This window comes from Zhongshania marina, assembly GCF_002915595.1.
GTDB lineage: Bacteria > Pseudomonadota > Gammaproteobacteria > Pseudomonadales > Spongiibacteraceae > Spongiibacter > Spongiibacter marinus_B.
Genome location: NZ_PQGG01000044.1, coordinates 93,492 through 115,561, shown reverse-complemented (window position 1 = coordinate 115,561; position 22,070 = coordinate 93,492). Strand labels below are relative to the sequence as shown.

The window sequence follows — 22,070 nt, the reverse complement described above, 5'->3', positions numbered from 1 at the left end:
TTGCGAAAAAGCGACAGGGTGAAGCCGTATTGAAAGGGTGGGAAATTACGCCATTTCCATTGTCAGCATTTGCAGGCGTTTGCGTTGCATTTTTAGCGCGTATTCCAGTTCTTTTAAGCGGGTGCGCAAGGTGGCGTGTTCCCACGCTTCGTGCAGGTTCTGTTGTAAGGTTTCTTTTTTGCCTGCCAAGTTTAGCTGCAGCGCGTCTTTTTGCGCGGCGAGGTGTTCACGCTTGGCTTCCATCCAGCGTTGGCTGACGGCGTTCCAGTCATTTAGGTGATCACAGAACTGTTGGTATTCCTGCTCTAAAAAGGCGGTGAACTGATTTGCGTCGCCGCCCTTGCGATTGCGCAAAGCCTCCTCCGCCTTTTTGAACTGCATGGTCATGACTGCACGTTGAATTTTGAAGTCAGGAATTTTGCGGAGATCCCAGGTTAAACCCATCCACGAAGCAGACTTGATTAGCCATTTGGTTGGGTCGTAGTGCCACCAGCGAATACCGTTGCGGTAGTCATTTTGAAAAATATGATGGTAGTTGTGATAGCCCTCGCCGTAGGTCAGCAGTGCCAAAAAGTCATTGTCGCGAGCGGTGTTTTCGTCGGTATAAGGACGGCGACCCCAGTAGTGAGCTAAAGAATTGATAAAGAAGGTAGTGTGGTGACTGACCACTAAGCGCAGCACGCCAGCAAGTAGAATATTTTCTAGCATATGGCCGGTGATAAAACCGAGGGCAACTGCCGGTGCGATATTCATAAATAGCACCAAGGGCAAATAGTAGCGGTGTTGCCACATCACGATTTTGTCACGCTGTAAGTCTTTGGCGTTGGAGAAGTCTTCGCTGCTGGCAGGGTAGTCGCGCAGCATCCAGCCGATATGGGAATACCACAGACCTTTTTTAGCAGAATAAGGGTCGTGATCGACGTGATCGACGTGGCGGTGGTGGCGGCGATGGCCAGATGCCCAAATAAGAATACTGTTTTGGGTTGCCGCGGCGCCGAATAAGGCAAAGAGAACCTTTAATAGCGGGTGTGCCTTGTAGCTATTGTGGGCCCAGAGGCGGTGATAGCCGGCGGTGATTGACATGCCGTTCGCGCCGAGAATCAGCGCAAAGCCCAACCAAGCGCTCCATGTAAATCCGTGACTAATGCCGTACCAAGGTACGCCGATTAGGGCGATGAGTAAGGTGCTAGAAAACAGTATGGTTTGCATCCATAGCAGTGGTGGCTTGGCGTCGGCAGCGATGTTTCCAGGCTGTGTCTGCTCGGGCATGAGTCTGGCCTCGGGTGTCTAATAATTACAGTAGTATGCATTTTATAGAAAGCCTCCCGGCAAGAACAGTTACCACTTCATGACAATGTGAGGTTCTAGCGCTGGCGGATGCTTAATTATGTTGATTTCGAACTTATCGCAGAATCTTGCTGTGTGGTATGCGCACTTTCCCTAAGGCGGGCAGTACGTAAACGAGGTTTCTGTTTAGGCCCCCTGTGGTATGGTTATCCCGCCTTGGCGCGGCGGTTTTGCTAATGCTCAGAAGGCTGCGCATGCGACGTGCATGGGCTGATAAACAATTAGAACAATGACTCAGAAACGGAATGCGATGACGTTTACTCAAGCGATGGTTAACCCCAGGGCGCGGCAACTGCCAAGCGCATACAAACTCGTCTTATTTAGATCTTTACTGCTAGCCTTGGCTACGGGTGGTGCAGTTAATGCCAATATTGCAGATGCCGCCGAACAGAGCCGTTTAGAGGAGGTGTTGGTCAGTGCGCGCAAGAAAACTGAGTCGCTGCAGGATACCCCCATATCTCTAACCGTGTTTAATGAGGAGCGTTTGACGGTTGAGGGTATTAGCGGTCTAAAAGATATTGCCAGTAAAGTGCCGGGACTGACCATTGAGCCGTTTCCGATAAATGGTGGAAGTTTGCGGATTTATATTCGCGGCATCGGAATTGGTGACATTCAGGTGACGCAGGACACGCCGGTGACGCTGTATTTAGACGGGGTCTATATCGCCAGGTCTAGCGGCACGTCGATGGATGTTGCTGAGCTAGCGCGGATAGAAATTTTACGTGGGCCGCAGGGCACACTCTATGGTCGCAATACAACCGGTGGGGCGATTAATCTGATTACCCGTCGCCCCAATCCCGATGCTGTGGAATTTACTCAGGTACTGTCGGCGGGGAATCGCGCCTTGCTGCGTTCAAAGACCAGCGTGAATTTACCCATCGCGGATAGTTTGGCGGTGAAGTTTGCCTATTTAAGCGAAAATCGCGATGGCTTTGTGGAAAATACCGGCCCCGGTGGCGATTTTGGGGATCGCGACATTAAGGGCATGCGTTTTGATTTGGGCTGGGATATTAGCGAGCAGATGCGTTTGGATTACAGCTATGATCGCTCGGAGTTGGAATTTTACAATTATATGTTTCAGGCCGTGACGCCCCCTGACCCCGACGGTAATAAGGGCCAGTCAAATGCCATAAAAAACAGCGCGCAGGCCCGCAGCCGTTTTGCTAGCACTATGCTGAGTTCGATGGCGACTAGCTCGCCCTTAGAGGCATCAAATAGCGATGTTGAGGGGCACGCTATTATCTTTGATGCTGCGACTGAGCTGGGTGATTTTAAATACATTGGCTCTTATCGCGAATTAAAAGATGCTGCTTATACAGACTTGGGTGGCGGTCTCGGCGCCTCGGATTATCGACTAGATACCAACCGCTATGACGGCCTGGCAGCGGATTTTGCCAACGGCGGGCCAACGCCCTTGGTGCGACCTGAAATTAGGCAGCATCAAAGTTCCCACGAGTTGCAGTTTAGCAGTGCGTTTGATGACCTCGGCATTGAGTATATTGTTGGTGCTTACTATTTTGAAGAATCCGCAGTCGAAGATAATAGCCCATTTCATTTGCAGCTAAGGGCACCGGTTGATGGATTCGAAGGGGCGCATATCGTCAATTTGCTTAGTCAAAAATATCAGGTAGAGAATCAAGCCTTGGCGGTGTTTGGGCAGCTGACATGGACGCCGGATATTCTCAATAAAGCCTTACATATAAGCCTCGGTGCTCGGCATTCTCGGGACCATCGCTACGCCTTAAAAAACCAGCGCGACGAGGTGTTTATAGAGTACTCGCCGCTGGGTGCTTTGCCCTTGGTTCTGCCTTTGGCAGAGGCAGTTCAAAACCCCGTTTTGGGCCCCATTCTCAGCCCAGTTTTGGCGCAGGCGGGCCTGCCTGGGGATCGCCGTTTTGATAATGTTACTGGTGAGCGTCGTTTTAAGGACGATTCATATAGCGTGCTGGTGGAGTACGAATTGTCAGAGGCGATTAATGTCTACGGCAAACTCGTCGAGGCGTATAAAAGTGGTGGCTTCAATACCCGCGATCCTCAGTTGGACGGCAGCCAAGGTGCGGCGTCTGATGGCATTGATTACGGGGTCGGCTTTGCCGATGGCTTTGGCGAGGAGAAAGCGCTTAGCGCTGAGTTGGGTATAAAAAGCGAATGGCTAAATGGTCGTCTGCGGGTGAATGCCGATGTCTATCGCACCGAATTTGATGATATGCAGATGAACTTTTTGCTCAATGGCACCGTCGCAGATACTAAGGTATTGAATGCGGGCAAGGCTAGCATGACGGGGTTTGAGTTAGATGCCACAGCCCTATTAGGCGAAGACCTGATTATCGCATTCGAATATGCCTACTTAGATGCTGAGATTACCGAAGTCATCGATAGCTTTGGCAATAACGTTACGCAGCGTTATGCCTTTTCGGCGGCGCCGGTGAATAGCTTTACCGCTTCAGCGGATTGGATGGCATGGCGTGGTGAAAACGCGGTACTAAATTTCAACCTCAATACCAGCTATATGGACACTCGCTTGGGCGGCGGCGATGTTCAAAACGCCTATACCATTTTGCGCGACTATCAGCTGTGGAATGCGCGTTTGAGCTTGGATGAGATTGCGATAGCCAAGGGTACTTTGAGTGTGTCCGTGTGGGGCAAAAACCTATTGGACGAAGAGTATGAAACCTACGCCATCGATAATTTGCCCCATGCTGACCGCGCGGTGTTATGGGGTGATCCATTGAGCTACGGCTTGGATCTTACTTATCGTTATTAATCTTGCAGTGATTTTAGCGAGAATGGTGAAGACGGAGTAATACATGGCCTTAAGGGTTGGCATAATTGGCGCGGGGAGCATTGGCTGCTATGTTGGCGCCGCGCTGATGATGGGCGGCGCCGAGGTGAGCTTTCTCGGTCGCGAGCGTATGGCTGCGGAGTTGGCCGAGCACGGCTTGCGGATTAGTGACTTCCGTGGATTAAATCATCATATCCCCGCCACCCAGCTGCGGTTTTACACGGACATAGCGGCAATGGCAGATCGCGATTGCGTGATAGTGACGGTGAAATCTGGTGACACTGAAGCGATTGCCGTAGATTTAGCCTCGGCCTTGGATGCACGAGCTACGATTATTAGTTTGCAAAATGGGGTTGGCAACACGGCGGTGCTTAAACGTGCGATGCCTTCAAACACGGTATTGCCGGGTATGATTGCATTTAATGTCCTGCAGAGCGGCAAAGGCTGTTTTCATGCCGGAACCGATGGCGAGGTGATAATTCAAGATGCGCCAATTACCGAAGAACTAGCCGGCTATTTTAGGGCAAGTGCGACGCCCTTTGCGGCAAATGCCGATATGCGTTCGGTGCAGTGGTCTAAATTATTGTTGAATTTAAACAACCCAATTAACGCTCTGTCGGGAATCGGACTAAAAGATGAGTTGTCGCAACGCGCTTATCGTTGCTGCTTGGCTGCGCTGCAGCGCGAGGCCTTGGCAGCGATTAAGGCAGCCAATATTCCCCTGCAAAAATTGACGGCGGTGCCTGCTGAATGGTTGCCGGCGGTCTTAGGTTTGCCTGATTTTGTATTTAAACGGCTTGCGCAGCCTATGCTGGCCATTGATCCTCTGGCGCGGTCGTCGATGTGGGAGGATTTGGAGCGCGGGCGCAAAACCGAAGTGGAATGGCTAAATGGTGAAGTGATACGCCTCGCCGCCGAACATGGCCTTGCTGCGCCGGTGAACGAGCAGGTTCGCGCCTTAGTTCAGCTTGCTGAGGAGGGTGGCCGCAGAGATTATCGTGGGGATGAGTTATTAGCGATTATCCGCACTTAGTTTTAAGTTCTGCGCCATGTTAGCTACCCGGCGTTTTCCCCCGGGATAGCTCACTACCATGCGGCCGCCCATTAGGCGGTAGTTAAATTGCATGGCCCATTCTTCGTTTTTATCGTATGTATACACTTTTCCGTCCACCGCTTTCCAGCGCCGTTCAGCGCCATTCCGACAGGGATCTTTGGGGTCTTGCGACTTGCGAGTGTCTACACTATAGCTTGCCTCACAGAGTGTGCCGTCATCTCTAAAGCTAATTGTCCACTGCTCGCCTAGATAGGGTTGGTTTAGTTTGCCGTCGGGCTCAGCGGTGGTAAACCAGGTACCTAAAATGGCCGTGTCTATTGGGGCTAGCTGGGAATTTGCAGTGAAGGTGAGCTGTTCTTTTACCTTGCCCTTATCGTCATTCAAGGTCAGCCGCAGGCGGGAGTCGTCGATCCGTCGTATTTCAAAGCTGCGTTCGCCGCCGAAATCGCTACTCCTAATTAGGGGTTTATAACTTCCTTTTATTTGTGTGTTGTCGACGCCGCCCATCAGCAGGTAGCGGTTGCGTGTATCACCCATTTGCAATTTTGCGGTGACCATAGACTGGAAGGTTTTGTTGGCCTCGAGCTGCAGTACCCAGGTACTGCCGTCAACATCGGCAAAGTATCTGTCTTGAAAACCATTTAGCTCAGCTTGCAGGGGGCTAGCGCAAAATAATGCCAAATAGAGCGGGACGCCAAGCTCTTTGGCGTATAGGCGAGCTATGCGCAGGATTTTGATCATTATTATCTTCCCCTTGTTTATTGTTTGAATGGGGTTGCTAACTTTCAAGGTCACATCATAGTGCATTTGTTACAGGATATCGAAATTCATCGATTGCAGTTGGCTTTTGAGTGGACAGGTGTATCAAAAACAACGCTGTCGGTGTCGCCTCTACATTGGCTGCTCTATTTTTTTCTAGTGTGGCCACATAAGGTGCGCAAAATGCACCTTTTGTAACCTTGTGTTTTTATTGGTATTTTTATGGTGCATTTTTGCACGAAAAAAGAACTTTGCTCAATTTTCAGTGTGATCATTTATGGGGCATCTTGTATTCATTTCTCGCTTTTCCGATTTTTTAATATTTTAACTAATTGATTTTTATATAATTAAAATTATATTCCCGTTGGTTTTTAATATTGGTTCTATATTTGCTATAGCTGGGTGATGACGCCTAATTTTCAAATGTACTTGCAGAGTTGTGCAAGAAAAAGGCGCTTAATCCTGAAATTCATAGAGGTGTATATTGAAGAAAAAGAATTTTTCGCGAGCTGTGCTAATTCTCGGTGCAGCTTGTGCGACTCAATCGTCTGTTGCCGCTGAATCAATTAGCGAGGCTTTTACTAAGGGCGAGGCGCATTTAAATTTACGTCTGCGCTATGAGTCGGTAACAGAGGATCAAAGTTCTGGCGAAAATACCGGTAGCGCCTTGACGCTGAAGAGTCGTCTGAATTTTAAAACAGAGGCATATCATGGTCTGACTGCTTTTGTAGAAATGGACGACGTGAGCAATTTTGCGGGGAGTTCAAACGATGGCGTAAATGGTGAGATTTCTGAGCCATTAATTGCAGATCCGGTTGGTACAGAGTTGAATCAGGCCTTTCTTGCGTATAAAAACTGGAATACCGAGTTTAAATACGGTCGGCAGCGAATCACCTTGGATAATTTACGTTTCGTTGGTCATGTTGCGTGGCGTCAAAATGAGCAGACATACGATGCTCTGTCGGTGGCGAATTCTAGTGTCGATAAACTTAAGGTGAGTTATACGCATATATCGAATGTGAACCGTATTTTTGGTGAGGACAGTACGGTTGGCGATATGGAAATGGATACCCATTTAATTAATGCGAATTATAGCTTTGCAGCCGGTAGTCTATCTGGCTATGCCTATTTGTTGGAAAGTGATGACAATTTTGCCGGCTTTAAGCGTGTGGATACCGATACCTACGGTGTGCGCTGGCAAGGTAAGGCTGGCATTGTCGCGTATAACCTTGAGTATGCCACCCAGAAAAGTAATGGTGACAACCCTGCGGATTATACCGCTGACTATATGTTAGCGGAGGCAAATATTGATATTGCCCCCCTCGTGCTTGGCTTAGGTTACGAAGTCCTAAGTGCTGATGACGATGGTTTTTTTATTACGCCATTGGCGACATTGTTTAAATTCCAAGGTTGGACAGATAATTTTGTAAACAGGGGTTTAGGTAATATAAGCGAAGGTGTTAAAGACGCTTATTTAACGGTATCAGGTGCTGCTTATGGTATGAACTGGCAGCTGGCCTACCACGACTTTAGTTCCGATCAGGATAACGTCGCTGGCGGCAGTGATTTGGGTTCGGAACTGGGAGCTGTTGTGGGCAAAGCTTGGGGGCCTTATTCCGCTGAGTTGCGCTATGCCAGCTACAGTGCGGGTGATTCATCGCCATTTAATGGCGGTGGCTTGACGCTGATTGATACCCAAAAAGTGTGGCTAACATTTAATGTCAACTTTTAATTATCGATAATACATTAGCACTATCGCCATAGCATAGAGCTGGCGCGATAGCGGTGATACCATGCCACACAGAATTTTCTGCGTGGCGTTTTTGTATATGCACCTACATATTTTAGGTATTTGCGGTACGTTTATGGGCGGTTTGGCTATTCTCGCAAGAGAATTAGGGCACACCGTTACGGGCTCGGATGCCAATGTGTATCCGCCAATGAGTACACAGCTAGAAGCTCAGGGTATTACCTTGATGGAAGGCTATGACCCCGCCCATTTGTCACCCGAGCCTGATCTGGTGATTATTGGCAATGCCATGTCGCGGGGCAATCCGGCGGTTGAGCATGTATTGAATCGTGGTATTCCCTACACCTCTGGCCCTCAGTGGCTTAGCGATCATGTATTGCAAAGTCGCTGGGTATTGGCCTGTGCGGGCACCCACGGGAAAACCACCACCAGTAGTATGTTGGCCTGGGTATTGGAAGATTGCGGTTTTCAGCCGGGCTTTTTGATTGGTGGCGTGCCGGGGGATTTTGGTTTATCAGCGCGCTTGGGCGGGTCAGATTTTTTCGTTATTGAAGCCGATGAATACGACAGCGCCTTTTTTGATAAGCGATCTAAGTTTGTTCATTACCGTCCCTATACCGCTATTCTGAATAACTTAGAATTTGATCACGCCGATATATTTGACGATTTGGCTGCTATTCAACGCCAGTTTCATCATTTGGTGCGGACTGTGCCGGCTATTGGCCGCATTGTGATACCGGCGGCGGAGCCGGCATTAGATGCTGTGCTCGACATGGGATGCTGGAGCGAGGTTGAGCGGGTGAGTCCGCACCGTAATCAAGTCGCGCAATGGCAGGCAGAAATACAAAGCGATGATTTCTCTACATTTGATGTGCTTTATTGTGGTGTAGTGCAGGGCAGAGTGACTTGGGCGCATACCGGTGAGCACAATGTAAATAATGCCTTGGCGGCGCTAGCTGCAGCTCATCATATTGGCGTGCAGCCTAAAGATGGTATTGCTGCGCTGTGTGAATTTAAAGGTGTAAAACGTCGTATGGAGCTGCTGGCTATCGTTGGTGGTATTGCGGTATACGATGATTTTGCTCACCACCCGACGGCAATAGCGACGACCTTGGAAGGTCTGCGTGGTCGCGTAGACGAGGGGCGAATTGTGGCATTGATTGAACCGCGTTCGAATACTATGCGTATGGGTGTGTATAAAGACCGTCTCGCGCCTGCCACAGCCAGTGCCGATGAGGTGATTTGGTATCAACCTCCAGGTTTGGATTGGTCTTTGGATTCTGTTATTGCAAATAGCCCTACGCCGGCGCGATTAAGTACTGATCTGGATCGCAGCGTAAGTGAATTGGCGGCTTCGCTGAAAGCGGGCGATCACCTAGTCATTATGAGTAACGGCGGATTTGGTGGTGTGCATCAGCGTGTGTTGAAGGCCTTGCGAAGCCGTTGGGAGGCAGCCGAATGAAGTCGGTAACGCTGGCGATGACCGGCGCATCTGGTGCTCAGTACGGTTTGCGCCTGCTGGAATGTTTGCTTGCGGCGGGTTGTCAGGTGCATTTTATGATCTCGAAGGCGGCATTATTGGTCGTTGCCACCGAGACCGATCAGCCCTTGCCAGCGCGGCCAAATGCATTGTTAGCCCACTTGTGCGAACGATTTTCTTGTACGCCAGAGCAGCTTAAAGTACACGGGCCAGAGGATTGGATGGCCGCTGTTGCCTCCGGTAGTGGTGCGCCATCGTCAATGGTAGTGTGTCCCGCGAGTACCGGCACACTGTCTGCAATCGCCTGTGGCGCCAGCAATAATTTAATTGAACGGGCGGCGGATGTTGCGCTCAAAGAGCGTCGCCAACTGATACTGGTACCACGGGAAATGCCGCTATCGGCAATTCATTTGCAACATATGCTCAGTTTGACGCAGATGGGCGCGACTATTATGCCGGCGTCGCCGGGGTTCTACCGGCAGCCGCAAAGCGTGGCTGATCTGGTGGATTTTGTGGTAGCGCGGATTTTAGATCATTTGGGTATTGAGCAATCTTTGCTGCCACGTTGGGGTGAGTAAGTAATATTGCCGCTGGTCATACGGATGGCGAGCAATTTAAAAATACGTACCGGATGCACACAATCCGGCGAGAAACCGCTTATTGAGGGATTAGCATGGCTGCGGCGCTGTTTTCATTATATCAACGCATAATTTTAAAAAATGCATTCTGGGTCATGGTGTTGCTGCTGGCTGGGGTGGGCTGGTTGTCGACCTATATTCCTGTCATGAAGCTAGATGCGTCTGCGGATGCGCTGGTGCTCGAGGGCGATACCTCGCTGGAATATTATCGGGAGATCAGTAAGCGCTACGGGTCGGAAGATTTTTTACTCGTTACCTATCAGCCCGATGGCGATCTTTTTGCTCCGGAGCAATTGCAGACCTTGGATGAGTTGCGAGGGCGTTTGGCCTTGCTGCCAAATGTGTCGTCTGTTAATTCCATACTCGATATTCCACTACTACAAAGCCCCCGAGTTTCACTGAGCCAAGTCACTGGTGGCGAAATTCCCACTCTGCGCAGCCCAGATATTGATATTGAGCAAGTAAAAGCAGAGTTGGCGAATAGTCCGATTTATAAATCTTTGCTTACCAGTGTAGACGGTACTACCACGGCGATTCAGGTTAATTTAAAGCGCGATGAACATTATTTTAAATTGCTGAATGAGCGCGACGCACTGCGCGCTAGAGCGGCGTCGGGGGACTTAAGCGCGGCGGAGAATAGCGAGCTGGCCGAACTAGAAAAGACCTTTGCAGATTATACCGGTGAAATGCACGAGCAGCAGGCAGAACTGGTCGCGTTAGCGCGGGATATTGTGACGGATTATCGTGGCGACGCGACGGTCTTCCTCGGTGGTGTGCCGATGATCGCCGTGGACATGATCGATTTTGTGAAAAGCGATTTGCGGGTGTTTGGTACGGGGATTTTAATTTTTATTGTCGTGCTATTGGTTGCCATTTTCCGCAGCTGGCGTTGGACTCTATTACCTTTGTCTACCTGTGTGCTCACCGTGACATTTATGCTGGGATTACTGAGCTTTCTAGATTGGCATTTGACGGTAATCTCTGCGAATTTTGTGGCGCTGCTATTAATTATTACCCTATCGATCACCATACATTTGGTGGTGCGTTTTAGGGAATACGCGGCGGCGCAACCTAATGCAGATCAATTTACGCTTGTGTCTGAAACGGTTGGCGTTATGTTGCGTCCCTGTATTTACACAGCATTAACCACTTTGGTCGCATTTGCGTCCTTGGTGGTAAGTGGTATTCGTCCGGTGATTGATTTCGGCTGGATGATGACGATTGGCGTATTAGCTGCCTTGGCCATGACGTTTATCGTATTACCTTGCGTGCTTATGTTATTAAAGCCTCGGGCTGAAAAAGGCGGCAACGACGAGTCGGCGACGTTCACCCGATATTTCGCTGTGGCTACCGAACACTACGGCAAAACGATTTTAGTGGTTTCTGCGGGCTTGCTAACGCTGAGTGTGTGGGGCATTACGCAGCTTAAAGTGGAAAACCGCTTCATTGATTATTTCCATGACACCACTGAAATTTATCAGGGCATGGAAACGATAGACGCGGAATTGGGTGGCACTATCCCGCTGGATATTATTTTAGACCTGCCAAAGACCAAGCCAGCGGCGGCTAAAGCTGTGGCAGCGGAAGACGATTTCAGCAGCGATTTTGCCGATGATTTTAGTGATGATTTCGGCGACGACTTTGGGGATGATTTTGGCGGTGATGACTTTGGTGGTGGCGCTAGCGCATCGCAAAGTGAGTGGTTCACCGTGGCCGGCATGAAGCGCGTTCAATCTGTGCACGACTACGTTGATAGTCTGCCTGAGACCGGCAAGGTGTTATCGCTGGCGACGTTCTACGATGTGATGCAAATCGTTATGGGTAATGTCGATGACCTGCAATTGGCATTGGCGCAGCGCTCATTGCCAGAGTCGATCACCTCAATACTGGTTGATCCTTATCTATCAACGGATGTCGATCAAGTGCGTATCAGCGTGCGGGTGAAGGAAACCAGTCGCACTTTGCATCGTCAGCAATTATTGACAGATGTGCGCGCTCACTTAATAGACGAGCTGGGCTTTGAGCCGGAACAGGTTCATTTAACCGGTATGTTGGTGTTGTACAACAATATGTTGCAAAGCCTATTTACCTCGCAAATTATGACCTTAAGCGCAGTATTTGTGGCGATTTTGGCCATGTTTATGGTGCTGTTCCGCTCGCTAAGTTTGGCCTTTATTGCACTGACCCCCAATTTATTGGCGGCTGGAGCGGTATTGGGTGGTATGGGCTTGGTGGGAATTCCGCTCGATATGATGACCATTACTATCGCAGCGATCACCGTGGGCATAGGTGTTGACGACACCATTCACTACGTTCACCGCTTTAAAGAGGAGTTTGCCAAAGACCAGAATTATTTGGCGGCAATGTACCGCAGTCACGCGAGTATCGGTAAGGCGATGTATTACACCTCGATCATTATCGTCTTCGGTTTCTCCATTTTGGCCTTGTCTAATTTCACGCCGAGTATTTATTTCGGCCTATTGACGGGGCTCGCGATGCTAGCGGCCTTGCTGGGTGCGATGCTGCTACTTCCTAAACTTATTTTGCTGATTAAGCCACTGGGGCCAGAGGCGGGAGCGAAGGCTTGATGTCTGCTCCCGCCACCGAGCTAGCGCTATTTCCTTTGCGTACGGTCTTATTTCCTGGTGGCCGAATGGGCCTACGGATATTTGAACGTCGCTATTTAGATATGGTGCGCGACACGCTTAGGGAGCAAGCTAGTTTTGGTATTGTGTGGATGCCTGAGGGCGGCAAGGAAGTGATGTCGCCGGGAGAGCGGCCCGCAAGTCTAGCGCTGATTGGCACTGAGGCGCGTATTGCAGATTGGAATCAGCAGCCCGATGGCCTTCTTGGTATTGTTGTTGAGGGCGGGCGTCGCTTTAAAATTAATCATGCTCGGCAAGCCGATAGCGGTTTGTATATGGGAGATGTGGATTGGCTGGCTGAGCCATCTGATCAGCCCCTGCCGCCCCGCAGTGAGGAATTGCACGATTTGCTGCGCCAGCTTGGTGAGCACCCCCATGTCCAGCGTTTAGGTATGACGGTGGATGTTGAAGAGGCGGGCGCTTTAGCAAACCGTCTTGCCCAGCTATTACCTCTGCCAGAAGAGCAGGCCTATCAATTATTGAGTATTGATGAGCCCTTGCAGCGTTTAAATACCCTCCATAATGTTCTCGACGGTCTCGCCAGCTAATTGTCGATAGTGAGACCATTTCCAATCCGTTATACTAGCCGTCATTTTTTATCCTCAGCAGAATCATTTCGCCGAGGATTTTCGTTTTACGAAACGAGTTCAGTGCATAAACCTGCATATTTATAGCGCAGGGTGCGGAGAAAATTGCGTCAATGGATATTAAACAATACATGACTGAGCTGGGCCGTCAGGCTCGGCAGGCGTCACGGGCAGTTGCCGCTGCAGATAGCGGTATGAAAAATCGCGCCTTGCTAGCGATGGCTGCGGCAGTAGATACGCGTCGGCAAGAGATATTGGCTGCCAATGCCAAGGATCTCGCCGCAGGGGAAGCTAACGGTCTAGAGCCGGCCTTAATGGATCGCTTGGCGCTCAATGACAAAGGTATAGATGGCATTATCGAAGGTTTGACGCAGGTTGCTGCGCTAGCGGACCCTGTTGGTGCAATTAGCGACATGAACTATCGGCCTAGCGGTATCCAAGTGGGTAAAATGCGGGTGCCATTAGGGGTGATCGGCATTATTTATGAGTCCCGTCCAAATGTGACCTTAGAGGCGGCGAGTCTGTGCTTGAAGTCAGGCAATGCCGCTATTTTACGCGGCGGTTCCGAGGCGATTCACTCAAATCAAGCTTTGGCGCTTTGCATTCGCGAAGGTTTGGCGGCGGCGGGCCTGCCTGAAACCGCTGTTCAAGTACTAGAAACCACTGACCGCGCGGCGGTAGGTGAGTTAATTACCATGCCTGAGTTTGTCGATGTGGTAGTGCCACGCGGTGGCAAAGGTCTGATTGAGCGTATTGCGCGGGATGCCACCGTTACGGTGATTAAGCACCTAGACGGTATTTGCCATGTTTATATAGATGACGCGGCGGATGCAGATAAAGCATTTGATATTGCATTAAACGCAAAGACCCACCGTTACGGCACCTGCAATACGATGGAAACCCTGCTTATTGCCGAGAGTCGTGTCGAGGAGCTACTGCCTAGAATTGCTGATGCAATGATAGCGAAAGGGGTGGAGTTGCGGGGTTGCCCGCGCACCCGTCAGGTTTTAATGGGTGCCGCTGATGCAACAGATGAAGATTGGGCAACGGAGTATTTGGCGCCAATATTGTCTATTCGTGTGGTGGCGGGTCTCGAAGAGGCTATGGACCATATTGCCCAATACAGCTCGGGCCACACCGAATCTATCGTTACCGAGAATTACACTACCGGTCGCCGCTTCTTGCGTGAGGTGGATTCAAGCTCAGTAATGATTAATGCGTCCACACGCTTTGCCGATGGCTTTGAATATGGGCTGGGTGCTGAAATTGGCATCTCTACCGACAAAATTCACGCTCGCGGGCCAGTGGGCTTAGAAGGCCTGACCTCACAGAAATATATTGTGTTAGGTGATGGCCATATTCGTGGCTAAATGACGGATTTTTTGCAGCAAAAGTCGGTGAATTCGGTCGCTATTTTTGGTGGCACCTTTGACCCTGTTCACAATGGTCATTTGCGTTCTGCTATTGAAATTAAAGAAGCACTTGGCGTTGGTGAGCTGCGTTTGATGCCAAGTCATCGACCACCTCTGCGCGGCGCGCCGGGGGCAGAAAGCCGCCAGCGTTTGGCAATGGTGGCGGCGGCTGTAAATGGTCAATCGGGTTTGCGGGTGGATGATCGCGAGTTACGCCGCGATGGGCCTTCGTACACGGCAGATACCCTGCGGGATTTGCGAGCGGAGCTAGGGGCAGCAGTGTCCTTAACCGTGGTAATGGGCAGCGATGCTTTTAATCAGTTACACCGCTGGCAAGATTGGCAGTCGCTGTTTAGTTTGGCCAATGTACTGTTGTTGCACCGAGCGGATTATCCCCTTGCGGCGGATGCGACGGTAACAGCGTTTGTTGAGGCGCGACGGGTCGCTGATGCAAGTGAGTTAACGGCGGTGAGCGCCGGTGGTTTTTATGAGTTAGGTCTGATTCAACTGCCGATTTCGGCAACCGATATTAGACAGCGGCTGGCCTCTGGCAAGTCGATTAGTTACCTTGTTCCCGACGTTGTCGCGGACTATATCGCTGAACACGGTTTGTATACACAGTGTAAGACATAGGAATTCCTGTTTGATGGATGCTGAGCAAGTAAAAAAGGTAGTTGTTGACGCGCTTGAAGATGTAAAAGCGCGCGATATTGTGACTTTAGATGTGCGTGAAATGAGCGGTGTAACCGACTTTATGGTGGTGTGCAGTGGCACCTCTAATCGTCATGTTAAATCTTTGGCAGACAATGTTTGGGTTGAAGTAAAAAAACGCGGCATCGTGCCGCTGGGTATGGAAGGCGAAAATACTGGCGATTGGGTGCTGGTAGATTTGGGTGACGTTGTTGTGCATGTGATGTTGCCTGAGGCGCGTTTGTTTTACGATCTAGAGCGTTTATGGCAAGTCCCTGTGTCGGGAAGCGATGAGAGTTAGTCTAATTTGCATCGGCACCAAAATGCCGGCGTGGGTTGAGGAAGGCGTTGCGGAGTATCGTAAGCGTCTTCCTGCGGAAATTAATTTTGAGATTAAAGAACTGCCCCTGCCCAAGCGGGGTAAAAACACCGATATACGCCGTGCGATTGCCCAGGAGGGCGAGGCCATGACGGCGGCGATTCCGGCTGGCGACAAAGTGATTGCACTTGATGTCTTAGGAAAGTCGGTGAGTACAGAAGCGTTATCAGAGGCTTTGCGTAGCTGGCAGATGGATGGCGACAACGTCAGTATTTTGGTTGGCGGCCCCGATGGTCTAAGTGCCTCGTGCTTGGCCTTAGCCAAGCAAAAGTGGTCGCTGTCGGCAATGACCTTGCCACATCCGCTAGTGCGGGTAATCTTTGCCGAGCAGCTATACCGAGCTTGGACTATTCTTAACAATCACCCCTATCATCGCTAATGGCTGAGTGAAATGAGACGACGCCAGCAGCTTAAAAATACGTTTTACGAACGCCGCGTTTATCGCCATCGAGTCACTATTTCAATCTTGGTTGTGATGGTGATGACCATGATCTTGGTGGGGCGTTATTCTCAGCTACAAATTTCAGACTACGATATATATAAAACCCAGTCTGATCGAAATCGTATTCAGCTTTTACCGATCGCCCCTAAGCGCGGCCTAATTTTTGATCGCAATGGCCTTCTACTTGCTGAGAATATTCCCAGCTACACCCTAACTGTAGTGAAGGAACGGGTGAAGTCGCTGGATGACACTCTGGCGATCATTAACGAAATTATCCCACTTAGCGAAGACGATATAGAGCAGTTCCGCAAGCGTTTAAGTCGTCGCCGGCCCTATGAGGCGGTGCCATTAAAATTCCGCGTTAGCGACGAAGATATCGCCAAATTAGCAGTAAATCGCCATCGTGTACCTGGGGTGGAGATTGATGCTCAGCTGGTGCGGCATTACCCGCAGGGGGAATTGTTTGCCCATATGCTAGGTTATGTGGGGCGGATTAGTGAGCGTGAAGTGGATGTTATTGATCCGGTTAATTACAGCGGCACCCACTATATTGGCAAAATCGGTTTAGAAAAATACTACGAAGAATTGCTGCACGGTACCGTTGGCTATCAAAACGTAGAGAGTAATGCCCACGGCCGTATTTTACGGGTGCTGGAACGCCACGACCCGCTACCTGGTGGCGATATTACCCTGAATGTAGACGCCTACGTTCAGCAGGTAGCTTACGAGGCCTTAACAAACCAGCGCGGTGCAATTGTTGCGATGGACCCTAACACTGGCGGCATTATTGCGATGGTGAGTGCGCCAGGCTATGACACGAACTTGTTCGTAAATGGTATCAGCTCTGTAGATTACAACGCCCTGCAAAATAATCCTGACCTGCCTTTGTACAATCGCGCCCTGCAGGGACAGTACCCACCGGCTTCGACCATAAAGCCGATGTGGGGATTGGCCGGCTTACACTATGGTGTGGTGACGCCTGCGACCCGCATTGCTGACCCCGGTTGGTTTAGTTTGCCGGACGACAGTCGCCGCTACCGCGATTGGAAACGTGGCGGACACGGCGCCACCGTTAATTTAGAACAGGCCGTAGTGCAATCCTGTGATGTGTATTTTTACGAATTAGCCTATAAATTGGGTATCGATCGCTTGCATAGCTTTGGTACGCGCTTCGGCTTGGGTGATGTTACCGGTATTGATAATACCAATGAGCGCGCGGGTTTAATGCCGTCGCGAGAGTGGAAAGAGCAAAGCCGAGGTGGGCATTGGTATCCCGGCGAAACGATCAATGTCGGAATCGGCCAAGGGTTTATGCTGGCAACACCTCTGCAATTAGCGGTGGCAACCTCGGTTGTTGCGTCTCGGGGAGAGTTGCGAGCCCCGCGCTTGTTGGCGTCTGTAGGTGAAGAGGCTGTGGTAGCGCCGCTTTTGGGTAAGATGGAAGATATCTCGAAGGCGCACTGGGACGCGATTACTCGTTCGATGGAAGAAGTAGTGAATGGCGCCCACGGCACTGGTCGCGGTTTGAAAGCAGGTTTGACCTACCGCATGGCAGGAAAGAGTGGTACCGCGCAGGTTGTTGGTATTGCTGCGGGTGAAAAGTATGACTCCAATGCAATACATGCTCGCAATAGAGATCACGCTTTATTTATCGCCTTCGCACCGGCTGAAGATCCAAAAATTGCCGTGGCCGTGGTGATTGAAAATGGTGAGCACGGCGGCAGCGTGGCTGGGCCGGCTGCTCGCAAGGTAATGGACGCATATTTGCTAGGTAAGCCTAAACAACCTGACCCCCTTCCAGCGGAAACTGCTGGTCCGGTGGTGACTGTTTCCGCCGGAGCTGAAGCGAATGAGTAATACTGACTTTTTAAGGCAAATGCCCGGCGATAGCCGGAGTATGAGTAATCCGCGCAGTATCAGCCAGCGTTTACATATTGATATTCCCTTGCTGGTGCTCTTGCTGATTTTAGCTGGGGTTGGCTTGGCGGTGTTGTACAGTGCCAGCGATGGCAGCATGGCAACGGTGCTTAGGCAGGGGCGCTTTTTATCCGTCGCGTTTGTAGTGATGATAATCGTTGCTCAGTTTCATCCTGAGCAATTGCAGCGCTGGGCGCCATTTGCCTACATTGGCGTACTGCTGTTGCTACTGGCGGTTGATTTTGTCGGTGTGGGAGCAAAGGGGGCTCAGCGCTGGCTTGGTATAGGCGGATTTCGTTTCCAGCCATCAGAGTTGGCAAAATTAGTATTGCCGATGGCGGTGGCGTGGTATTTATCAACTCACCCCTTGCCGCCGAGTATTCGTCATACCTTAATTAGCCTGTTGTTAATATTTTTGCCCACAGTGCTGATTGTGATGCAGCCGGATCTGGGGACGTCGATATTGATCGCAACCTCGGGTATTTTCGTACTCTTTCTAGCGGGCATCAGCTGGACGTTTATTGCCTCTTGCTTTGGGCTTGTTGGGCTTATGGCCTATCCGATGTGGGAATATGTACTCCACGACTACCAGCGCCAGCGCATTTTGACCTTGCTGAACCCTGAGCTTGATAAATTAGGTGCTGGTTGGAATATTATCCAATCAAAAACGGCGATTGGTTCCGGCGGTTTTGAGGGCAAGGGCTGGCTTCAGGGTACCCAGTCACATTTGGACTTTTTGCCTGAAAGTCATACGGATTTCATTATCGCCGTATTGGCAGAAGAATTCGGCCTGAGGGGGGTATTGCTGTTATTGTTGCTCTATGGCTTGATCATTAGCCGAGGCCTTTGGATTGCATCGCAGGCAAAACATTGCTTCGGCCGGCTATTGGGCGGGAGTATTATTCTAACTTTCTTTGTCTATGTATTCGTAAACATGGGCATGGTGTCAGGTTTACTGCCGGTGGTGGGTGTTCCCCTCCCTCTGGTAAGCCAAGGCGGTACCTCATTGGTAACATTGTTGGTGGGGTTTGGAGTTTTGATGGGTATTTGCGCAGATGAGCGTTTAGTACATCAATAATGATAGGACACGACGTGAAAATACAAAATAAGCAAAGATATACAGTGAAAAAATTACTGGGTGGTGCGCTTGCCGCACTGCTACTTTCAGCTACTGCACAGGCGGATTACAGTAATAATCCAGGCGCAGAGGGCTTCATCAAAACGATGGTTGAAAAGCATAATTTTGACCGCGATTGGGTCATGGCGATTTTGAAACAAGCAGAACCCAAGCAATCTATTTTAGATGCGATGTCCCGTCCCGCCGAATCTGTCATGACTTGGGGGCGCTACCGAAATATATTCATTCAAGACTCTCGCGTCTCCCAAGGTGTTGAGTTTTGGAAAGCCCATCGCGAAGAGTTGGCGCGGGCTGAAAAAGAGACTGGTGTTCCCGCCTCGATGATCGTTGGCATTATCGGCGTTGAAACGCGTTTTGGCCGCAATATGGGTAGCTACCGTGTGGTAGATGCCTTGGCAACCTTGGGTTTTGATTTTCCGCGCCGCAGCAAATTTTTTCTTGGCCAGTTAGAAGAATATATGTTGATGGTGCGCGAACAGGATATTGAGCCGTTTAGCTTGAAAGGCTCGTATGCTGGAGCAATGGGTTATGGTCAATTTATTCCCAGCAGTTACCGCGCCTATGCGGTTGATTTTGACGGTGACGGCAAAATCGATATTGTAAATAATACAGTCGATGCCATTGGCAGCGTTGCAAATTACTTTAAACGTCACGGCTGGCGCAGTGGTGAGCCTGTTGTTGCAAGCGTGGTACTAAAGGAAGGTGCCGACCACAGTTTATTTAACGCTGGTCTTAAGCCTGTTAAAACAGTTGCCCAGCTTAAGCAGGCAGGGATAGCGAGTGACCAAAAGCTCGCGCCGGAGCAAAAGGCCACCGCTATGAAGTTGGACGGTGAAAAAGGCGATGAATACTGGATTGGCCTGCAGAACTTTTATGTTATTACCCGTTACAACCACAGTGCAATGTATGCCATGGCGGCGTATCAGCTTAGTCAGTTAATTGCGGCGGAAATGCGTGAGGCTACTGAATCTTGATATATCGTGTTCTCGCGATAGCGGCCTTACTTGTGGTAGCGGCCTGTGCGCCGTTGCCACAAATAGAAGATGATAGCTCTCCTGCGGCTAGTGATACTAAGCCTCCTGTGAAGACGCAGGGGAAATCTCGATATAAATTTGAGCAAGATGGGGCGCCGCTCGCAAAATTGGACCCAAACACCATTGTTGATGCTCAACCTCGGCACGAGCTGATATTGGCTGCTGGGAATATGAATCCCTATGTGGTTCGCGGCAAAGAGTATCAACTCATTGACCAGTACCGCGGCTATAAAGAAAGGGGTATTGCCTCGTGGTACGGCACCAAGTTTCACGGTCACGCAACCTCAAATGGCGAAATTTATAGCCTCTATGAAATGACTGCGGCGCATACAAGGCTGCCAATTCCAATTTATGTCAAAGTCACCAATTTAGATAATGGTCGGACGGCCGTTGTGCGAGTGAATGATCGTGGGCCATTTCATTCAGACCGCATCATTGATCTTTCTTACGCTGCGGCGGTGAAGCTTGGCTATGCCGATAAGGGAACCGCGCGGGTGGAAATTGAGGTCATTGACACGGATAATGTCAATGTAGCAGCAGAGGCGAGTAATGCGCGGTATTATTTGCAGGTAGCGGCCTTTAGTAAGTTGTCTTCCGCAGCGGCTTTGCGGCAGCAGTTAAGTGCAGACTTGGGCTACCCTGTGATGGTTGCCTCCAGCGGAAATGATGAGTCTGCGATGCACAGAGTTAGAGTGGGGCCGTTTATAGATTACTCCTCCGTTCAGGCTGCAAAAAAAGTATTACAAAAACAATGGTCCGGTGATTCCCACTTGGTGGTAGAAGCCGGTGATTCCAGAAGTTAATGAGAGCAGATAAGGGTCTTATGTTTAAGCAAATGTTTGCAGCCGTTGCGGCAACAGTGGTTATGTCGTCAGCAAGTTTGGCGCAGCCGGATCTGGTGCCAGCGGCTCCGAGTGTCGCCGCATCCGCTTATTTTTTGATGGATGCCAATAGCGGCAAGGTATTAATCGAACACAATGCTGATGAGCGTTTACCGCCGGCCAGCTTGACCAAGTTAATGACTAGCTATGTGCTGTCCTATGAGCTTGAGCGCGGCCAAGTCAGCAATGATGACCTCGTAACGATTAGTAAAAATGCATGGGCCCAGAACCCAATTTTTAACGGTTCATCATTAATGTGGATCGAAGTCGGCAAGCAGGTGCCGCTAGGTGAGTTACATAAGGGTGTGGTGATCTCATCTGGTAATGACTCCAGTGTCGCTGTTGCCGAGCATATTGCCGGTAGCGAGGACGCCTTTGCCAGCATGATGAATCAGCATGCGGCAATGTTAGGCATGACAAATAGCCACTTTGTTAATTCGCACGGTTTGCCAGATCCCGATCACTACACCTCGGCGCGGGATTTAGCGATTTTATCCAAGGCTATTATCGCCTACAAAAATGAGTATGCGCTTTATAGCGAGCGCGACTTTATTTTCAATAACATCCGCCAAAGCAATCGCAATGGTTTGCTGTGGAGTGATCCTACCGTAGATGGTTTAAAAACCGGTCATACCACAACCGCAGGTTATTGTTTGGTTACATCAGCAAAGCGCGAAGGTATGCGTTTAATTGCGGTAGTCATGGGAACCAGTAGCACTCAGGCTCGTGAGCGCGAGACTCAAAAATTGCTGTCTTACGGCTTCCGCTATTTTGAAACCCATCAGTTGTATTCAGGTGGTACTGAGCTTATTCGCGCTAAAGTTTGGAAGGGCGCTAGCGAAGAGGTGAGCTTAGGCGTGCAAAAAGACGTGTTTATCACCATTCCAAGGGGTAAAAGCGACACTCTAGATGCTCAATTAAATGTAGATGAGGTGCTAATTGCACCAATCGCTGCTGATCAGGAGCATGGCGAACTAGTGGTGAATATGGAGGGCGCTGAAAAATTGCGTGTACCACTGGTCGCGCTAGAAGCCGTTGAAGAAGGCGGTATTCTCAAGCGCCTTTGGGATAGCGTAGTACTGTTCTTTGTGAATTTGATCTCCTGATAGCCTGTTTGTGCGCGGGAAAATCCCGC

Annotated in this window: 18 protein-coding genes; 16 read left to right on the top strand and 2 right to left on the bottom strand. The window is 50.1% G+C overall.

All coding sequences use genetic code 11. The annotated features are described in order from the left end of the window. Window positions 1–45 precede the first annotated feature (45 nt). On the bottom strand, window positions 46–1,269 hold the full coding sequence (locus C0068_RS19025; RefSeq protein WP_103686048.1) for an acyl-CoA desaturase: 1,224 nt from the start codon (window positions 1,267–1,269) through the stop codon (window positions 46–48). Window positions 1,270–1,597: 328 nt separating this feature from the next. Here C0068_RS19025 and C0068_RS19020 point away from each other — a divergent pair, with 328 nt between their 5' ends. After that, a complete protein-coding gene (locus tag C0068_RS19020) occupies window positions 1,598–4,111 on the top strand; it encodes a TonB-dependent receptor (protein WP_103686047.1) in 2,514 nt (837 codons plus the stop codon). Window positions 4,112–4,154: 43 nt separating this feature from the next. Next, the gene (locus C0068_RS19015; RefSeq protein ID WP_103686046.1) at window positions 4,155–5,162 is read left to right on the top strand and encodes a 2-dehydropantoate 2-reductase; all 1,008 of its coding nucleotides are present in this window, start codon (window positions 4,155–4,157) and stop codon (window positions 5,160–5,162) included. On the opposite strand, the gene C0068_RS19010 is transcribed toward C0068_RS19015, so the two are convergent. Continuing rightward, a complete protein-coding gene (locus C0068_RS19010; RefSeq protein ID WP_103686045.1) occupies window positions 5,142–5,924 on the bottom strand; it encodes a hypothetical protein in 783 nt (260 codons plus the stop codon). The two genes, C0068_RS19015 and C0068_RS19010, sit on opposite strands and share 21 nt — an antisense overlap. A gap of 502 nt (window positions 5,925–6,426) precedes the next feature. Here C0068_RS19010 and C0068_RS19005 point away from each other — a divergent pair. The 14 genes from C0068_RS19005 (at window position 6,427) to C0068_RS18940 (ending at window position 22,041) form a co-directional block, all read left to right on the top strand. Beyond that, on the top strand, window positions 6,427–7,674 hold the full coding sequence (locus C0068_RS19005; RefSeq protein WP_158250031.1) for an alginate export family protein: 1,248 nt from the start codon (window positions 6,427–6,429) through the stop codon (window positions 7,672–7,674). Window positions 7,675–7,771: 97 nt separating this feature from the next. After that, the gene (gene mpl, locus C0068_RS19000) at window positions 7,772–9,154 is read left to right on the top strand and encodes a UDP-N-acetylmuramate:L-alanyl-gamma-D-glutamyl-meso-diaminopimelate ligase (protein WP_103686043.1); all 1,383 of its coding nucleotides are present in this window, start codon (window positions 7,772–7,774) and stop codon (window positions 9,152–9,154) included. Beyond that, on the top strand, window positions 9,151–9,750 hold the full coding sequence (locus tag C0068_RS18995; RefSeq protein WP_199176242.1) for a flavin prenyltransferase UbiX: 600 nt from the start codon (window positions 9,151–9,153) through the stop codon (window positions 9,748–9,750). Before mpl ends, C0068_RS18995 begins: the two co-directional genes overlap by 4 nt. Window positions 9,751–9,845: 95 nt before the next feature. Beyond that, a complete protein-coding gene (locus C0068_RS18990) occupies window positions 9,846–12,398 on the top strand; it encodes an efflux RND transporter permease subunit (protein ID WP_103686041.1) in 2,553 nt (850 codons plus the stop codon). After that, entirely contained in the window at window positions 12,398–13,003 is a 606-nt protein-coding gene (locus tag C0068_RS18985; RefSeq protein WP_103686040.1) for an LON peptidase substrate-binding domain-containing protein, read from the top strand. The genes C0068_RS18990 and C0068_RS18985 overlap by 1 nt, the downstream gene beginning before the upstream one ends. A gap of 152 nt (window positions 13,004–13,155) precedes the next feature. Further along, window positions 13,156–14,412, top strand: a complete 1,257-nt coding sequence (locus C0068_RS18980) for a glutamate-5-semialdehyde dehydrogenase (protein ID WP_103686039.1) — start codon at window positions 13,156–13,158, stop codon at window positions 14,410–14,412. After that, window positions 14,413–15,087 carry a nicotinate-nucleotide adenylyltransferase gene (gene nadD / locus C0068_RS18975; RefSeq protein WP_103686038.1) on the top strand — a complete coding sequence of 225 codons (675 nt, stop codon included), beginning with the start codon at window positions 14,413–14,415 and terminating at the stop codon, window positions 15,085–15,087. A 13-nt stretch (window positions 15,088–15,100) separates the two neighbouring features. After that, window positions 15,101–15,445, top strand: a complete 345-nt coding sequence (rsfS, locus tag C0068_RS18970; RefSeq protein ID WP_103686037.1) for a ribosome silencing factor — start codon at window positions 15,101–15,103, stop codon at window positions 15,443–15,445. After that, window positions 15,435–15,902 (top strand): 23S rRNA (pseudouridine(1915)-N(3))-methyltransferase RlmH, encoded by a 468-nt coding sequence (rlmH, locus tag C0068_RS18965; protein WP_103686036.1) that lies wholly within the window; start codon window positions 15,435–15,437, stop codon window positions 15,900–15,902. Before rsfS ends, rlmH begins: the two co-directional genes overlap by 11 nt. Window positions 15,903–15,914: 12 nt before the next feature. After that, complete coding sequence (gene mrdA, locus C0068_RS18960) at window positions 15,915–17,822, top strand: penicillin-binding protein 2 (protein WP_103686035.1); 1,908 nt, start codon at window positions 15,915–15,917, stop codon at window positions 17,820–17,822. Next, entirely contained in the window at window positions 17,815–18,960 is a 1,146-nt protein-coding gene (gene rodA, locus C0068_RS18955) for a rod shape-determining protein RodA (protein WP_103686034.1), read from the top strand. The genes mrdA and rodA overlap by 8 nt, the downstream gene beginning before the upstream one ends. 44 nt (window positions 18,961–19,004) lie before the next feature. Further along, window positions 19,005–19,994 carry a lytic murein transglycosylase B gene (gene mltB / locus C0068_RS18950; RefSeq protein WP_233208874.1) on the top strand — a complete coding sequence of 330 codons (990 nt, stop codon included), beginning with the start codon at window positions 19,005–19,007 and terminating at the stop codon, window positions 19,992–19,994. Continuing rightward, window positions 19,991–20,857, top strand: coding sequence for a septal ring lytic transglycosylase RlpA family protein (locus C0068_RS19820; protein ID WP_103686032.1), 867 nt, complete (start codon window positions 19,991–19,993; stop codon window positions 20,855–20,857). Before mltB ends, C0068_RS19820 begins: the two co-directional genes overlap by 4 nt. 20 nt (window positions 20,858–20,877) lie before the next feature. After that, window positions 20,878–22,041, top strand: a complete 1,164-nt coding sequence (locus tag C0068_RS18940) for a D-alanyl-D-alanine carboxypeptidase family protein (RefSeq protein WP_103686109.1) — start codon at window positions 20,878–20,880, stop codon at window positions 22,039–22,041. Window positions 22,042–22,070: the final 29 nt, after the last annotated feature.

Excerpts from the sequence above, each read along its gene's own strand:
- C0068_RS19025 (WP_103686048.1), bottom strand. The coding sequence starts at position 1,269 with ATGCCCGAGCAGACACAGCCTGGAAACATCGCTGCCGACGCCAAGCCA.
- C0068_RS19020 (WP_103686047.1), top strand. The coding sequence starts at position 1,598 with ATGACGTTTACTCAAGCGATGGTTAACCCCAGGGCGCGGCAACTGCCA.
- C0068_RS19015 (WP_103686046.1), top strand. The coding sequence starts at position 4,155 with ATGGCCTTAAGGGTTGGCATAATTGGCGCGGGGAGCATTGGCTGCTAT.
- C0068_RS19010 (WP_103686045.1), bottom strand. The coding sequence starts at position 5,924 with ATGATCAAAATCCTGCGCATAGCTCGCCTATACGCCAAAGAGCTTGGC.
- mpl (WP_103686043.1), top strand. The coding sequence starts at position 7,772 with ATGCACCTACATATTTTAGGTATTTGCGGTACGTTTATGGGCGGTTTG.
- C0068_RS18995 (WP_199176242.1), top strand. The coding sequence starts at position 9,151 with ATGAAGTCGGTAACGCTGGCGATGACCGGCGCATCTGGTGCTCAGTAC.
- C0068_RS18990 (WP_103686041.1), top strand. The coding sequence starts at position 9,846 with ATGGCTGCGGCGCTGTTTTCATTATATCAACGCATAATTTTAAAAAAT.
- C0068_RS18985 (WP_103686040.1), top strand. The coding sequence starts at position 12,398 with ATGTCTGCTCCCGCCACCGAGCTAGCGCTATTTCCTTTGCGTACGGTC.
- C0068_RS18980 (WP_103686039.1), top strand. The coding sequence starts at position 13,156 with ATGGATATTAAACAATACATGACTGAGCTGGGCCGTCAGGCTCGGCAG.
- nadD (WP_103686038.1), top strand. The coding sequence starts at position 14,413 with ATGACGGATTTTTTGCAGCAAAAGTCGGTGAATTCGGTCGCTATTTTT.
- rsfS (WP_103686037.1), top strand. The coding sequence starts at position 15,101 with ATGGATGCTGAGCAAGTAAAAAAGGTAGTTGTTGACGCGCTTGAAGAT.
- rlmH (WP_103686036.1), top strand. The coding sequence starts at position 15,435 with ATGAGAGTTAGTCTAATTTGCATCGGCACCAAAATGCCGGCGTGGGTT.
- mrdA (WP_103686035.1), top strand. The coding sequence starts at position 15,915 with ATGAGACGACGCCAGCAGCTTAAAAATACGTTTTACGAACGCCGCGTT.
- rodA (WP_103686034.1), top strand. The coding sequence starts at position 17,815 with ATGAGTAATACTGACTTTTTAAGGCAAATGCCCGGCGATAGCCGGAGT.
- C0068_RS18940 (WP_103686109.1), top strand. The coding sequence starts at position 20,878 with ATGTTTAAGCAAATGTTTGCAGCCGTTGCGGCAACAGTGGTTATGTCG.